At 62.9% G+C, this 14,625-nt stretch carries 14 protein-coding genes; 11 read left to right on the forward strand and 3 right to left on the reverse strand.

Features of this window, described 5'->3' with window-relative positions; translation table 11 throughout:
- The first annotated feature begins 13 nt into the window (after window positions 1-13).
- Genes AC04PH_RS07580 through AC04PH_RS07590 form a run of 3 tightly spaced genes read left to right on the forward strand, consistent with a single transcriptional unit; the run spans window position 14 to window position 3,180 of the window.
- Entirely contained in the window at window positions 14-1,309 is a 1,296-nt protein-coding gene (locus tag AC04PH_RS07580) for a PQQ-like beta-propeller repeat protein (protein WP_483065137.1), read from the forward strand.
- A 48-nt stretch (window positions 1,310-1,357) separates the two neighbouring features.
- On the forward strand, window positions 1,358-2,827 hold the full coding sequence (der, locus tag AC04PH_RS07585; protein WP_483065138.1) for a ribosome biogenesis GTPase Der: 1,470 nt from the start codon (window positions 1,358-1,360) through the stop codon (window positions 2,825-2,827).
- The gene (locus tag AC04PH_RS07590; protein WP_483065139.1) at window positions 2,827-3,180 is read left to right on the forward strand and encodes a hypothetical protein; all 354 of its coding nucleotides are present in this window, start codon (window positions 2,827-2,829) and stop codon (window positions 3,178-3,180) included. The genes der and AC04PH_RS07590 overlap by 1 nt, the downstream gene beginning before the upstream one ends.
- On the opposite strand, the gene AC04PH_RS07595 is transcribed toward AC04PH_RS07590, so the two are convergent.
- A complete protein-coding gene (locus tag AC04PH_RS07595; RefSeq protein WP_483065140.1) occupies window positions 3,181-3,894 on the reverse strand; it encodes a TspO/MBR family protein in 714 nt (237 codons plus the stop codon).
- A 37-nt stretch (window positions 3,895-3,931) separates the two neighbouring features.
- Entirely contained in the window at window positions 3,932-5,353 is a 1,422-nt protein-coding gene (gene serS, locus AC04PH_RS07600; RefSeq protein ID WP_483065141.1) for a serine--tRNA ligase, read from the reverse strand.
- A gap of 190 nt (window positions 5,354-5,543) precedes the next feature.
- Between serS and yajC the strand changes: the two genes are divergently transcribed.
- The 8 genes from yajC (at window position 5,544) to AC04PH_RS07640 (ending at window position 11,607) form a co-directional block, all read left to right on the forward strand.
- The gene (yajC, locus tag AC04PH_RS07605) at window positions 5,544-5,825 is read left to right on the forward strand and encodes a preprotein translocase subunit YajC (protein ID WP_483065142.1); all 282 of its coding nucleotides are present in this window, start codon (window positions 5,544-5,546) and stop codon (window positions 5,823-5,825) included.
- A gap of 64 nt (window positions 5,826-5,889) precedes the next feature.
- Window positions 5,890-8,520, forward strand: coding sequence for a protein translocase subunit SecD (gene secD / locus AC04PH_RS07610; RefSeq protein ID WP_483065143.1), 2,631 nt, complete (start codon window positions 5,890-5,892; stop codon window positions 8,518-8,520).
- Window positions 8,521-8,532: 12 nt separating this feature from the next.
- The gene (locus AC04PH_RS07615) at window positions 8,533-8,886 is read left to right on the forward strand and encodes an Mth938-like domain-containing protein (RefSeq protein ID WP_483065144.1); all 354 of its coding nucleotides are present in this window, start codon (window positions 8,533-8,535) and stop codon (window positions 8,884-8,886) included.
- A 5-nt stretch (window positions 8,887-8,891) separates the two neighbouring features.
- The gene (gene ccmA, locus AC04PH_RS07620) at window positions 8,892-9,503 is read left to right on the forward strand and encodes a heme ABC exporter ATP-binding protein CcmA (RefSeq protein ID WP_483066168.1); all 612 of its coding nucleotides are present in this window, start codon (window positions 8,892-8,894) and stop codon (window positions 9,501-9,503) included.
- On the forward strand, window positions 9,500-10,156 hold the full coding sequence (ccmB, locus tag AC04PH_RS07625) for a heme exporter protein CcmB (protein WP_483065145.1): 657 nt from the start codon (window positions 9,500-9,502) through the stop codon (window positions 10,154-10,156). The genes ccmA and ccmB overlap by 4 nt, the downstream gene beginning before the upstream one ends.
- A 41-nt stretch (window positions 10,157-10,197) precedes the next feature.
- A complete protein-coding gene (locus tag AC04PH_RS07630) occupies window positions 10,198-10,926 on the forward strand; it encodes a heme ABC transporter permease (RefSeq protein ID WP_483065146.1) in 729 nt (242 codons plus the stop codon).
- On the forward strand, window positions 10,923-11,072 hold the full coding sequence (gene ccmD / locus AC04PH_RS07635; RefSeq protein ID WP_483065147.1) for a heme exporter protein CcmD: 150 nt from the start codon (window positions 10,923-10,925) through the stop codon (window positions 11,070-11,072). Before AC04PH_RS07630 ends, ccmD begins: the two co-directional genes overlap by 4 nt.
- Window positions 11,065-11,607, forward strand: coding sequence for a DsbE family thiol:disulfide interchange protein (locus tag AC04PH_RS07640; protein ID WP_483065148.1), 543 nt, complete (start codon window positions 11,065-11,067; stop codon window positions 11,605-11,607). Before ccmD ends, AC04PH_RS07640 begins: the two co-directional genes overlap by 8 nt.
- 144 nt (window positions 11,608-11,751) lie before the next feature.
- On the opposite strand, the gene acnA is transcribed toward AC04PH_RS07640, so the two are convergent.
- A complete protein-coding gene (gene acnA, locus AC04PH_RS07645) occupies window positions 11,752-14,529 on the reverse strand; it encodes an aconitate hydratase AcnA (RefSeq protein WP_483065149.1) in 2,778 nt (925 codons plus the stop codon).
- Between the last annotated feature and the right edge of the window lie 96 nt (window positions 14,530-14,625).

Consider the following 14,625-nt stretch of genomic DNA (forward strand, 5'->3'; position numbering starts at 1 on the left):
GGGGCATGTGACCGTGACAGTGAAACCGATACTTGGAGCGGCGGTGCTGGCTTTGGCTGCGGCCTGTGGCGAACAGGACATCATCCTGCCCGGAGAGCGGCTCGATATCCGCCCCGATGAAACCGCCACGATCAACGAGGCCCGACCGTTGCGCCTTGCCGCCGCGCGGGCCAATGCCGACTGGACCCACCGTAACGGCGGTCCCGATCATATGATCACGCACCCCGCCCTCGGCCCGTCACTGACGCAGATATTCGCCGTGCCGATCGGCGAGGGCAACAGCCTGCGTGCCCGGATCACCGCCGACCCTGTGGTGGCGGGCGGTGTGGTCTATACGCTCGACGCGCGCGCGCAGGTGACGGCCACGACCGCAGCCGGGCAAACCGCCTGGACGCGCAGCGTGCAGCCGCGCACCGACAATTTGCGTGACGCGTCCGGCGGTGGCCTGTCCTACAGCAACGGCCGGATCTTCGTGGCCTCCGGATTTGGCGAGCTGACGGCGCTGGATGCGGCGACGGGTGCTGAAATCTGGACTCAGGACCTCGATGCGCCCGCCGGGTCGTCGCCGACGATCTTCGGCGATCTGGTCTATCTGGCGGGGCGCGACAGCACCGGCTGGGCGCTGGAGGTCGATACCGGGCGCATCCGCTGGCAGCTGTCGGGCACGCCTTCGGTGTCCGGGTTCGGCGGTGGGTCGGGTGTGGCCGTCAACAGCGAGATCGCGATCTTTCCGTTCCAGTCGGGCGAAGTGATCGCAGCGTTCCCGCAGGGCGGGCTGCGCCGGTGGGCGACCTTCGTGGCGGGCGAACGTCGCGGCTCTGCCGCGGCGAATATCTCCGATATCTCGGGCGATCCGGTGATCGACGGGACCGTCGTTTACGTCGGCAACTTTTCGGGCCGTCTGTCCGCGATGGATACCAGCAACGGCGACCGGCTTTGGACCGCGCGCGAAGGCACGACCGGGCCGGTCTGGCCGGCGGGCGGTTTCGTGTTCCTGCTCAACGATCTGAACCAGCTTGTGCGGCTGGATGCGGCGGATGGCTCCGTGATCTGGCGCGTGGCACTGCCCGATACGGTGACCGGCAGTTTCGGCAGGATCGTCGGCAAGCACGCCCACTATGGCCCCGTTCTGGCGGGCGGGCGGCTGATCGTCGCGTCCTCCGACGGGCTGATCCGCCAGTTCGACCCGACATCGGGTGCCGCACTGGGTGCTGTCGAGATCGCGGGCGGGGCCGCGTCAAACCCGGTTGTGGCGGGGCAGACGCTCTACGTCGTCAGCAAGGATGGCAATTTACACGCTTTCCGTTGACGTGATCTTGGTATATCGGCCTGCATCTGTTTAGTCGGAGCCGCGATTATGTCTTTCACCCTCGCCATAGTGGGTCGCCCGAATGTGGGCAAATCCACGCTGTTCAATCGTCTGGTCGGCAAGAAGCTGGCGCTGGTCGACGACCAGCCCGGTGTGACGCGCGACCTGCGCGAGGGGCAGGGGCGGCTCGCGGACCTGAAATTCACCGTGATCGACAGCGCGGGCCTGGAAGAGGCGACCGACGACAGCCTGCAGGGCCGGATGCGGCGGTTGACCGAACGTGCGGTCGAAATGGCCGATGTCTGCCTGTTCATGATCGACGCGCGCGCCGGTGTCCTGCCCGCGGACGAGGTGTTCGCCGATATCCTGCGCAAGAAGAACGCGCATGTAATCCTCGCCGCCAACAAGGGCGAGGGGAAGGCGGCGGATGCGTCGATCCTCGAAGCCTTTGCCTTAGGGCTTGGGGAACCGATCCGCATGTCCGCCGAACATGGCGAGGGGATGGGCGAATTGCTGGACGTGCTGCGCCCCATTGCCGAGGAACTGGAAGAGCGCAGCCTTGCCGATACGCCGGACACCGATGTCGACGTGGGCGAGGACGACGAGGATGCACCCCGCGTGCCGACCCGCGAAAAGCCGCTGCAGATCGCTGTTGTGGGCCGCCCGAATGCGGGCAAGTCCACGCTGGTCAACAAGATCATCGGCGAGGAACGCCTTCTGACCGGGCCGGAGGCCGGGATCACCCGGGATGCGATATCGGTGCAGACGGAATGGGCGGGGCCGGATGGTGAACTGGTCCCCATGCGCATCTTCGACACCGCGGGAATGCGCAAGAAGGCCAAGGTGCAGGAAAAGCTGGAAAAGCTGTCGGTCTCCGACGGGTTGCGCGCGGTGAAGTTCGCCGAGGTCGTGGTGGTGCTGCTCGACGTCAGTATCCCGTTCGAACAGCAGGACCTGCGCATCGCCGATCTGGCGGAGCGCGAGGGCCGCGCCGTCGTCATCGCGGTGAACAAATGGGACACGGAGGATGAAAAACAGGGCAAGCTGAAAGAACTGCGCGAGAGTTTCGAGCGGCTTTTGCCTCAGCTGCGCGGTGCGCCGCTCGTTACCGTTTCTGCCAAGACCGGCAAGGGGCTGGACCGCTTGCAGCAGGCGATCATGCGCGCGCATGATGTCTGGAACCGGCGGGCGACCACGGCGCAGCTGAACCGCTGGCTGACCGGCATGCTCGAACAGCACCCGCCGCCCGCACCTGGCGGCAAGCGGATCAAGATGCGCTATGCCACGCAGGTCAAGACTCGGCCACCGGCGTTCGTCGTGATGACGTCGCACCCCGATGCCGTGCCCGAAAGCTATAAACGCTATCTGATCAATGGCTTGCGAGCCGACTTTGACATGCCGGGCACGCCGGTGCGGCTGTATCTGCGCGATCAGGGTGACAAGAACCCGTACAAGGACAAGAAATCGTCACAGCCGTCACGTCTGTCCAAACATCTGAAGAAAAGGCCGACGGATTGATGTGGCGGAAATATGTGTTCCTGGCGTTGGTGGTCCCGCTGCATCTGCTGATTTTACAACTGACGGCAGTCGTCGTGGGTACACTGTTTTCCAGCGGCGGACAGATGCCACTTACGGCGCTTTTCGTACCCGCCCTTTTGCTGATCTGGGGCGCTGACATCGCGATCCTGTCGGTTTTGTGCGGTGCGACTCAACGGCTGACCCTGGCGATCTATGCAGCACTTGGCGGCGTGATGCCTGTCTTCGCTGCCTTGGCGATCATCTACTTGGGGTTGATGCTGCCGGTCGAGGCACTGCTGGCGGCCTCTATCCTGACGATCGGGACCTATGCGATCCTGCTGCGTCGGGTCTGATCAGGACGCGGCGAGCTTCGATGCACGGCCCCCTGTGACGATCACCGCCAGCAGAAGGACGATGCCCGTCGCCGCGAGCGTGGTGACGGTCCAGACCTCCAATCCGTTTGCCACGACGATCCCGACCAGCGCCCAGATTATCGTCAGAAGGTATTCGGGCGCATCGGGGCGTTGGCGGAAGGCGAGCAACCCGACGATCAGCGCGCCGATGATCCCGGTGAACGCCCAGCCAAGGCTGCCGAAGGCGATACCGTGGCCCGCCATCGTGCTGCCGATGCTGACGAAAGAGGCCGCCGTCAGCCAGCCCGCGTAAATCGCGACAGGGGCTTGGAACCACCAGCGGTCGAACTTCGGGGCGAGGAGCGTCGCCGCGATGGCGCAGATGGCCATGGCGACGATCATAATCGTCGCCATTATCGGACTGACCGTCGCGAAGTAGAGCCAAGGCGTGCCGATGGCGAGGCTGGCGATCAGCCAGGGTCGCGCGCGGCTCCACGCCGGATCGCCCGCCCGTTTCCAAAGACCGTAACCAGCCGATACGATCAGCCACGCATAGATCAGCCCCCAGATACTGAAAGCATAGCCCGCAGGCTGAATCGGCGGATCGACTTGCGGGATCGGCAGTTGCTGCGCCTCGAACCCGTCGAACGAGGTGAAGGCGGGCGAGATCACGAAAGTCAGCGTGAAGAGGGCGGTCAGGAGCGCTTTGGTCATGCCCCTTGAACGTGGGACATGACCGTTTGGTTCACTTTCAGGCCAGCGAGCCGTCTGCCGCGATCATCGTCTTGCCGCGCAGATAAGGGTGCAAGACCTCTGGCAGGGTAACGGACCCGTCCGCCTGCTGGCCATTCTCGAGCACCGCGATCAGCGTGCGACCGACCGCAAGGCCGGACCCGTTGAGCGTGTGCAGAAATTCCGGCTTGCCGCCGCCCGCAGGTTTGAACCGCGCGTTCATCCGGCGCGCCTGATAGGCCCCGCAGGTCGAGACGCTGGAAATCTCGCGGTAGGTGTTCTGCCCGGGCAGCCAGACCTCGATATCGTTGGTGCGGCGGGCACCGGCCCCCATGTCACCGGTGCACAACACCACTGTGCGATAGGGCAGGCCGAGTTTTTCGAGGATGCCCTCGGCGCAGGCGGTCATGCGCAGGTGTTCGGCATCCGAATGTTCGGGGTGGCAGACCGTCACCATTTCGACCTTTTCGAACTGGTGCTGGCGCAGCATGCCGGAGGTGTCGCGTCCTGCGCTACCGGCTTCCGACCGGAAACACTGCGTATGCGCGACATAGCGGCGCGGCAGGTATCCTTCGTCGACGGTCAAACCGTTGACGATATTGGTCAGCGTCACCTCTGCCGTGGGGATCAGCCACCAGCCGTTCGTCGTCTGATAGCTGTCCTCGCCGAATTTGGGCAGCTGACCGGTGCCGTACATCATCTCCTCGCGCACCAGCACCGGGGTGATGGTTTCCTGCAAGCCGTTCTCCTCGGTATGGGTGTCGAGCATGAACTGTGCCAGCGCGCGGTGCAGGCGGGCGACGGCCCCGGACAAGAGTACGAAGCGGCTGCCGGAGAGTTTGGCCGCTGTTTCGAAATCCATGCCGTCCTGCACGCCCTTGATGTCAAAATGTTCCACTGGATCAAAGTCGAAATTGCGGGGATTGCCCGCGCGCTTGATCTCGACGTTGTCATCCTCGTCGGCGCCGTCCGGCACATCGTCGTAGGGCAGGTTGGGCAGGGTCATCAGCAGGTCGGTCAGGGCCGTGTCCTGCGCCTTGGCCTCTTCGTTCAGTGCGGCGATCTCGGCCTTTTTGTCGGCCATCAACGTGCGCAGGCGGTCAAACTCGGTAGTTGCATCTTCGAGATCGGCTTTCGCAATCGCTTCCTGCTTATCCCACCATTCGATAGACCCGCTGTCGCCAGATTTCTCTTGATATTCTGCTTGCATACTCGTTGCTTCAAGAAACTTTAATTCAGCCTGCTTTGCCTTGCTTTTCCACGCACCTACCTCTTTCGCCGCCTTGTTGGCCTCGGCCTGCGCCTCCTCGGCCGCCTGGATTTTCGCGCGGCGATCTGCGTCGAGCGCCAGTATTTCGGACGACATCGCATGCAATCCACGGCGGGACAGCGCGGCATCGAATGCGGCGGGATTGTCACGGATCATGCGGATATCGTGCATTTGTCTGGTCCTTCACTCTGGCGTTTTCAGAACGTGCCCCCATATGCCCCAAAGGACAGGGGCTGTGAACCGGTTTGTGGGGCCTTGGGCGCGCGAATATCGCGTTGCCAATCAGGCCCCCCGGACCTAATGTGCCGCCGATTGGGCGACAGCGTAGGCCCGCAATGAAAACAGACCTAAGGACATCCTCATGCAGGGCATCGAATCTCTTATCCCACTGCTGCTTATTTTCGGGATCATGTATTTCCTGCTGATCCGTCCGCAGCAGAAAAAGCTGAAAGAGCATCAGGCGATGGTCGCGGCCCTGCGCCGGGGCGATCAGGTGATCACGCAAGGCGGGATCATGGGCAAGGTATCCAAGGTCAAGGACGAGCAGAACGAGATCGAGGTCGAGATTGCAAGCGGCGTCACCGTACGCGTCGTGCGCTCCACCATCGCCACGGTCGTCAACAAGACCGAACCGGCCAAGTAAGCCCAAAACGGGCAGCACGGGGTCGCGACCGGCCCACTGACGCATAAGACAGGGGCAAGACGGCATGTTGCAGATTTCGGGTTTCAAGCAGTTCATGATCTGGGCCACGGTCCTGATCGGGCTGGTGCTGGCGATGCCCAACGGCTTTTATGGACGGGTCGAGACGCATAACGACGCGCTCGCCCTGGTCGAACAGGGTCAGTCTTCACCTGAAATCGAAGCGGATATCGCGCAGTGGCCGTCGTTCCTGCCGTCGGGCCTCGTCAATCTGGGTCTCGATCTGCGCGGCGGGGCGCATCTGCTGGCCGAGGTGCAGACCGCGGACGTTTACGCGACATTGATGGAGGCCTCCTGGCCGGAAGTGCGCGATGCGCTGGCCGCCGAGCGCGATACCGTGGGTTTCGTCACCCGCGAGGACAGCCCCGAAGACCTGCTGCGCGTGCGGATATCCGAGGCAGGTGGCGCAGAACGTGCGCTGGAAATCGTGCGCGGTCTGGCGCGGCCGGTGCAATCGCTGACCGGCGTCGGCACGACCGACATCGTGGTCAGCGCCAACGGCCCGGTCCTGACGATCCAGCTGTCGGAGGCCGAAAAGCAGGCGGTGGACGAACGCACCATGCAGCAATCGCTGGAGATCATCCGCAACCGGATCGACGAGGTCGGCACACGCGAGCCGACGATCCAGCGGCAGGGCACGAACCGGATTCTGGTGCAGGTGCCCGGCGTCGGATCGGCTGAAGAGGTCAAGGACATCATCGGTACCACGGCGCAGCTGTCGTTCCGGCCTGTGGTCGGTCGCACGGACGACGCCAATGCATCGCCGGGGTCGGGTAACGTGCTGCTGCCGTCGGTGGACGAGCCGGGCATCTTCTATATTCTTGAGCGCAGCCCTGTCGTGACGGGCGAGCAGCTTGTCGATGCGCAGCCCGCATTCGACCAGAACGGGCGGCCTGCGGTGAACTTCCGCTTCAACGTGACCGGCGCGCGGAAGTTTGGTGACTATACCGCAGAAAACGTGGGATCGCCTTTCGCAATCGTGCTGGATGACGAGGTCATCAGCGCCCCCACGATCCAGAGCCATATCCCCGGCGGGTCCGGTATCATCACCGGCAACTTCTCGGTCGAAGAATCGACCAATCTGGCGGTGCTTTTGCGGGCCGGTGCCCTGCCAGCGGAACTGACGTTCCTCGAAGAACGCACCATCGGGCCGGAACTGGGGCAGGACAGCATCGACGCAGGCCAGATCGCCTGCATCGTCGCGGGCATCGCGGTTCTGCTTTATATGTTCCTGTCCTACGGGCTGTTCGGTGTCTTCGCCAATATCGCACTTGTGATCAACGTCGGTCTGATCTTCGGACTGCTGTCGTTGATCGGGGCCACGCTGACTCTGCCGGGTATCGCGGGGATCGTGTTGACCATCGGTATGGCGGTCGATGCCAACGTGATCGTGTTCGAGCGTATCCGCGAAGAACTGAAGACGGCCAAGGGACCGGCACGCGCCATCGAATTGGGTTACGAAAAGGCGATGTCGTCCATTCTGGACGCCAACATCACGACCTTCATGACCGCGACGATTCTCTTCGTCATGGGGTCAGGGCCGGTGCGTGGTTTTGCCATCACGCTGGGGTTGGGTATTCTGACGTCGGTCTTTACCGCGCTGTTCGTCACGCGGGCGCTGATCGTGTTGTGGTACGCCCGCAAGCGCCCGCGCGAAATCATGAACGGCCCGCGCCTGAAACTGGTCAAGGACGAGACCGGCTTTGATTTCTTCAACCGCGCCCGGATGTGGCTTGGTATTTCCGGGATCGCGATGATCGTCGCTTTCGGGTCTTTTGCACTGCAGGGCCTGAATTTCGGCATCGATTTTCAGGGCGGCACGAGTATCCGCACACAATCCGAACAGTCGGTCGACGTCGGCGCATATCGCGCTGCCCTGGAACCGCTGGAACTGGGGGATGTGTCGATTTCAGAGGTGTTCGACCCGACCTTCGACGAGAACCAGAATGTCGCCATGGTTCGTATTCAGGCGCAGGACGGCGAGGAAAGCGTCAGCAACGCGACGATCGAGGCGGTCAAGGCTGCACTGCTGGAGGTCGATCCGTCGATCACGACCCCATCCGTGGAATCGGTCGGGCCGAAGGTCTCGGGAGAGTTGATCCAGACCGCGATCATCGCTGTCGCACTCGCCGTTGCGGGGATCATGGCCTATATCTGGCTCCGGTTCGAATGGCAGTTCGCCGTGGGCGCGGTGCTCGCGCTGGTGCATGACGTACTGCTGACCATCGGCATCTTTTCGGAGTTGCAGATCAAATTCGATCTGGCGATCATCGCCGCATTGCTGACCATCGTGGGCTATTCGATCAACGACACGGTGATCGTCTTCGACCGGGTGCGCGAGAACCTGCGCAAATACAAGCAACGTCCGCTGAAAGAGGTGCTCAACATCTCGATCAACGAAACGCTGTCGCGGACCTTGATGACCTCCGGCACGACGATGCTGGCGCTACTGGCGCTCTTCGTGCTGGGTGGCGACGTGATACGCGGGTTCGTGTTCGCGATGATGTGGGGCGTGTTCATCGGGACCTATTCGTCGATTTTCGTGGCCACGGCCGTCTTGCTGGTTCTGGGCGTCAAGCGCGACTGGACGAAAAAGGCGCCGACGGTCGGCAACCAGTATTCCAATATCGACGCCTGAGGCGGGGACGAGATGCGCCTGAACGAGGTCCAGTATAACGACAGCCAGCCGATCGACGGGTATGGTCCGGGCTTTTTCCGCATAGGCGGCAAGGTCCATCAGGGGCCGGTGCTGGCGTTGCCGTCGGGTGTCGTCGCATGGGGCGGGTTCGCGGATGCGGCGACCGTTTTGGCGCATGGCTCGGATATCGACGTGCTTTTCGTCGGCACAGGGGCCGAGATCGCCCATCTGCCCGACGCTTTCCAGCGACCGCTCGAAGCGGAGGGGATCGGCGTCGAACCGATGGCCTCTCCCGCCGCCTGCCGCACCTACAATGTACTGCTGTCCGAAGGTCGCCGCGTCGCGGTCGCCCTGATCCCGGTGTGAACTCAATGCTGTCGGTCCGCGATTACGCATGTGCGCGGGGCGGTGTGACGGTGCTGGAGGGCGTGTCGTTCGACGTGGCGGCGGGGCAGGTGCTGATCCTGCGCGGGCCGAACGGCATCGGAAAGACAACGCTGTTGCGCAGCCTGGCGGGATTGCAGCCCGCCGTCGCCGGTCAGGCCGACTATCCCGAAGACTCCGGCGCCTACGCCAGCCATGCGGACGGGATCAAGGCGGCGCTGACCGTGGCCGAAAATCTTCAGTTCTGGGCGGATGTCTATGGAAAGTCGGTGACCGACGATGTGTATGAAGCCTTCGATCTGGTGGACCTGCGTCATCGGCCTACGGGTACGCTGTCGGCGGGGCAGAAACGCAGGCTGGGACTGGCGCGGCTGGGCGTGATCGAACGGCCTGTCCTGTTTCTGGACGAACCGACCGTGTCGCTCGACCGGTTCTCGGTAAACCTCTTTGCCGACTGGCTGCGGGACAGGCATCTGGCGCAAGGCGGCATCGCGGTCATCGCCACGCATATCGACCTCGGGCTAAGCGCGCCCGAACTGGATCTGACGCGGTTTCGCGCCGCGCCTGACCGCGGCGGCGTGGATGAGGCGTTTTTGTGATCGCGCTTTTCCTCCGCGACCTGCGGCTCGCCGTCCGGGCCGGTGGCGGTTTTGGACTCGGCCTTGCGTTCTTTCTGATCGTGATCGTGCTGATCCCGCTGGGCGTCGGGCCGGATGCGGTTTTGCTGTCGCGGATCGCCCCCGGGATGCTCTGGGTTGCGGCGCTGCTTGCGGCTTTGCTCTCACTCGACCGGATCTTTGCACTCGATTTCGAAGACGGCACGCTGGCTTTGCTGGCGACATCGCCATTGCCGCTGGAAGGCGTGGGGCTGGTCAAGGGGCTGGCGCATTGGGTGACGACCGGGCTGCCGCTGACGCTGATGGCGCCGGTGCTGGGATTTCTGCTGCATCTGGACAGCGCGGCCTACCTCTACTTGCTGGCATCGCTCGCCATCGGCACACCGGCCTTGTCGATGATCGGCAGCTTCGGTGCCGCGCTGACGATCGGCCTGCGTCGTGGCGGTCTGCTGATGTCGCTGTTGGTTCTTCCGCTCTACGTCCCGACGCTGATTTTCGGGGCAGAGGTCGTGCGGCGCGGGGCAGGCGGGCTCGATACCACAGCACCACTGATGCTGTTGTCGGGAATCACGCTGGGCACGGTGGCCCTGCTACCCTTTGCCACGGCAGCGGTGCTGCGGATCAATCTAAGGTGAGCCGGGTTGAGACCGCGCCGGGGCGGGGATAAGGAAGAGCCATGTCACTCTGGCGATACGCAAATCCGCAACGCTTCATGACGTGGACCGCACCTGTGGTTCGCATCGGTTTCGTGCTGGCCGCAGCGTGCCTTGCAATCGGTCTGGTCTGGGGCTTCTTCTTCACGCCGGATGACTTCCGGCAGGGATCGACCGTCAAGATCATCTATCTGCACGTGCCCTCCGCGCTGATGGCGATCAACGCCTGGATCATGATGCTCGTGGCCTCACTGATCTGGCTGGTGCGCCGCCATCATGTCTCGGCGCTGGCGGCCAAGGCGGCGGCACCCGTCGGTATCGCCATGACGCTGATCGCGCTGGTGACCGGCGCCATCTGGGGGTCGCCGATGTGGGGAACCTATTGGGCCTGGGACCCGCGGCTCACGTCATTCCTGATCCTGTTTCTGTTCTACCTTGGCTACGTCGCCCTCTGGGCCGCGATCGAGGACCCGGACACCGCCGCTGACCTGACCAGCGTGCTGTGCATCGTGGGGTCGATCTTTGCGTTTCTGTCGCGCTACGCCGTGAACTTCTGGAATCAGGGATTGCATCAGGGGGCATCGCTGTCGCTGGATGCAGAAAAGAACGTGGCCGACGTGTTCTATCAGCCGCTGCTGTTTTCCATTGCGGGTTTCGTCCTGCTGTTCGTTGCACTGACGCTGCTTGGCACCCGGACGGAGATCCGGTTGCGCCGGATCCGGGCGCTTGAGATGCGGGCGCGTCGCACATGATTCCCGATCTGGGGAAATACGCGACCGAGGTGCTGGCCGCCTATGGGGCAAGCCTTGCTTTGCTGGCGGGGCTGATCGTGTTCTGTGTTGTGCGATCTCGGCGCGCCAAGGCTGCGCTGGCAAGGATCGAGCGGAAGAATGGCTAGAGTTTCCAAGCTGGTCTTCGTGCCGCCCGTCGTTTTTGCGGCGCTGGCCGGGTTGTTCTTCGGCGGCATGATGCGCGACCGCGCGGACGAACTGCCGTCGACCCGCGTGGGGCAGGCGGCACCGGCCTTGCCCGCTGACGCCGTGCCCGGGACCGATCTGCTGGAAGGGGGCGATCTGGCTGCGGGCGATGTGACGATCCTGAACTTCTGGGCCAGCTGGTGCCCGCCGTGCCGGGCAGAGCATCCGAATCTCTTGGCGCTGGCCGATCGGGGATACCGCGTGGCCGGATTGAATTTCCGCGATACCGAGGATCAGGCGGCGTCCTATCTGATCGACGAGGGCGACCCGTTTTTCGCCACCGGCTTCGACCCGCGTGGACGAACGGCCATCGACTGGGGCGTGACCGCCCCGCCGGAGACCTTCATTATCGGTGGCGACGGCACCGTGCTTTATCGGTTCACCGGCCCACTGGTGGAAGCGGATTACGAGCAGCGGTTTCTGCCGGAGCTGCAGAAGGCCATGGCCGGAGATTGAGCGCGGTCATCAGACTTTCGATGAAAGTCTGATGCCAAATCCTCGTTGAGGATTTGCACACAAAAGTTGGATCAGAAATTGTATTCCCTAAAAAGCAAAAGCCCCGCCAAAACGGCGGGGCTTTTGCGTCATGTATATCGCGATTCAGGCGGCTTTGGCGAGGTTGCGCAGCACGTAGTGCAGCACGCCGCCGTTTTCGATGTACTCGATCTCTACCGCCGTATCGATCCGGCATTTCACCGTGATGTCCTTGGTCGTGCCATCGGCATAGGTGATCTGCGCCGTCATCTCCTGTAGCGGTTTCACGTCGTCCAGACCGGTGATCGTCACGGTTTCGTCACCCGTCAACCCAAGCGATTTGCGGGTGTCGCCGCCGGTGAATTCGAACGGGATGACACCCATGCCGACAAGGTTTGAGCGGTGGATACGCTCGAAGTTTTCCGCGATCACGGCCTTCACGCCCAGCAGCGCGGTGCCCTTCGCCGCCCAGTCGCGCGAAGAACCCGCGCCGTACTGTTCACCGGCGAAGATCACCAGCGGTGTGTCGTTTTCCTGATGCGCCATCGCGGCATCGAAGATTGCAGCCTGCTTGCCATCGGGGCCTTTGGTATAGCCACCCTCGATCCCGTCCAGCATCTCGTTCTTGATGCGGATGTTGGCGAATGTGCCGCGCATCATGACCTCGTGGTTGCCGCGGCGCGAGCCGTAGGAATTGAATTCGCGCACCGGCACCTGACGTTCGATCAGATACTTGCCGGCTGGTGTCGTATCCTTGAACGACCCCGCGGGGCTGATGTGGTCGGTCGTGACCATGTCACCGAGAATCGCCAGCACCTTGGCGTCCTTCACGTCGGAAATCGTGCCCGCGTCCTTGGACATGCCCTGGAAATAGGGCGGGTTCTGCACGTAGGTCGATGCGGCGGGCCAGTCGTAGGTCTCGGAATCCGTGACCTCCACGGCCTGCCACTTTTCGTCGCCCTTGAACACGTCGGCGTATTTCGACTTGAACGCCTCGCGCGTCACCGTCTTTTCGACCAATTCGTTGATCTCGGCCGCTGTCGGCCAGATATCTTTCAAATAGACGTCCTTGCCGTCCTTGTCCTGACCGATGGGGTCATTCGCGATGTCGACGTTCATGTCGCCGACCAGCGAATAAGCCACGACCAGCGGTGGCGATGCGAGGTAGTTGGCGCGCACATCGGGCGAAATCCGCCCCTCGAAGTTACGGTTGCCCGACAGCACGGAAACGCCGATCAGGTCGTAGTCGTTGATTGCCTTACTGATCGCAGGCTCCAGCGGGCCGGAGTTGCCGATGCAGGTCGTGCAGCCATAGCCGACGAGGTGGAAATCAAGCGCGTCGAGGTCTTCCTGCAGGCCCGCGGCCTCCAGATACTCGCTGACGACCTGAGAGCCGGGTGCCAGCGATGTCTTGACCCAAGGCTTGCGCGTCAGGCCAAGCGCGCGTGCCTTGCGCGCGACGAGGCCCGCGCCGATCATCACATAGGGGTTCGACGTATTGGTGCAGGAGGTGATCGAGGCGATCACGATGGAGCCGTCATGCAGCTGGTAATTGCCGTCCTCGGTCTCGACATATCCACGCTGGTGATGGCCTTCGTCACCCGGAATGTCGCGCGGTTCCGGTTGACCGCCTTCGCCCTCCCACCGCACTTCGGCATTGGCGGAGGCATCCTTGCCCTCGCGGATACCCTTGACGTATTTGCCGAATTCCGTCCCGGCGACGTCGAGGTTGATGTGGTCCTGGGGCCGCTTTGGGCCGGAGATCGCGGGCACGACGGTGCCCATGTCCAGCGACAGCGTGGACGAGTAGATCGGCGCGTAGTCCGCACCGCGCCAAAAGCCGTTTTCCTTGGCATAGGCTTCGACCAGCGCAATGCGATCCTCGTCACGGCCCGTGTTGCGCAGGTAGCGCAGGGTTTCGTTGTCGATCGGGAAGAACCCGCAGGTGGCGCCGTATTCCGGAGCCATATTGGCGATCGTCGCGCGGTCGGCCAAAGGCAACTTGTCGAGGCCGGAGCCGTAGAACTCGACAAATTTGCCGACGACGCCATGTTCGCGCAGCATTTCGACGACCTTCAGCACCAGATCGGTGCCGGTGGTGCCCTCGACCATCTCGCCTGTCAGCTCGAAGCCCACGACTTCGGGGATCAGCATGGAGATCGGCTGCCCCAGCATCGCGGCTTCCGCCTCGATCCCGCCGACGCCCCAGCCCAGCACGGCCAGGCCGTTGACCATAGTGGTGTGGCTGTCGGTGCCGACCAGCGTGTCTGGATAGGCGATTTCATCGCCGTTCTGGTCCTTGTCGGTCCAGACGGTCTGCGCGAGATACTCAAGGTTCACCTGATGGCAGATACCGGTGCCCGGTGGCACGACGCGGAAATTCTTGAACGCTTTTTGTCCCCACTTGAGGAACTGGTAGCGTTCCATGTTCCGCTCGTATTCGCGGTCGACGTTCATCTGGAAGGCACGCGGGTTGCCGAATTCGTCGATCATCACCGAGTGGTCGATGACGAGGTCGACCGGGTTCAGCGGGTTGATCTGCTGCGCGTCGCCACCCAGCGCCACGATCCCGTCGCGCATCGCGGCAAGGTCGACAACGGCGGGCACGCCGGTGAAGTCCTGCATCAGCACGCGGGCCGGGCGATAGGCGATCTCGCGTGGGTTCTTGCCGCCCTTGTCGGCCCACTCGGAAAACGCCTTGATGTCGTCGGTTGAGACTGAAAACCCGTCATCCTCGAACCGCAACAGGTTTTCCAGCACCACCTTCAGCGCAGCGGGCAGCTTGGAAAAATCGCCCAGGCCCGCCTCTTCGGCGGCGGCGATGGAGTAATATCCGACGGACTGGTCGCCGACTTTCAGGGTTTTGCGGGTTTTGGCGGTATCGGTGCCGACGGTAACTGTCATGGCTGTGCCTTTCAGAGGTTTGCAGACGGGCTTGCAAAGGTTTTGCCTTAAGGCCCGGGGAGGTTCAAGATGTCTTAGGCTGCTTTGTATACCATT

It is taken from the genome of Yoonia sp. KMU-150 (assembly GCF_056858355.1).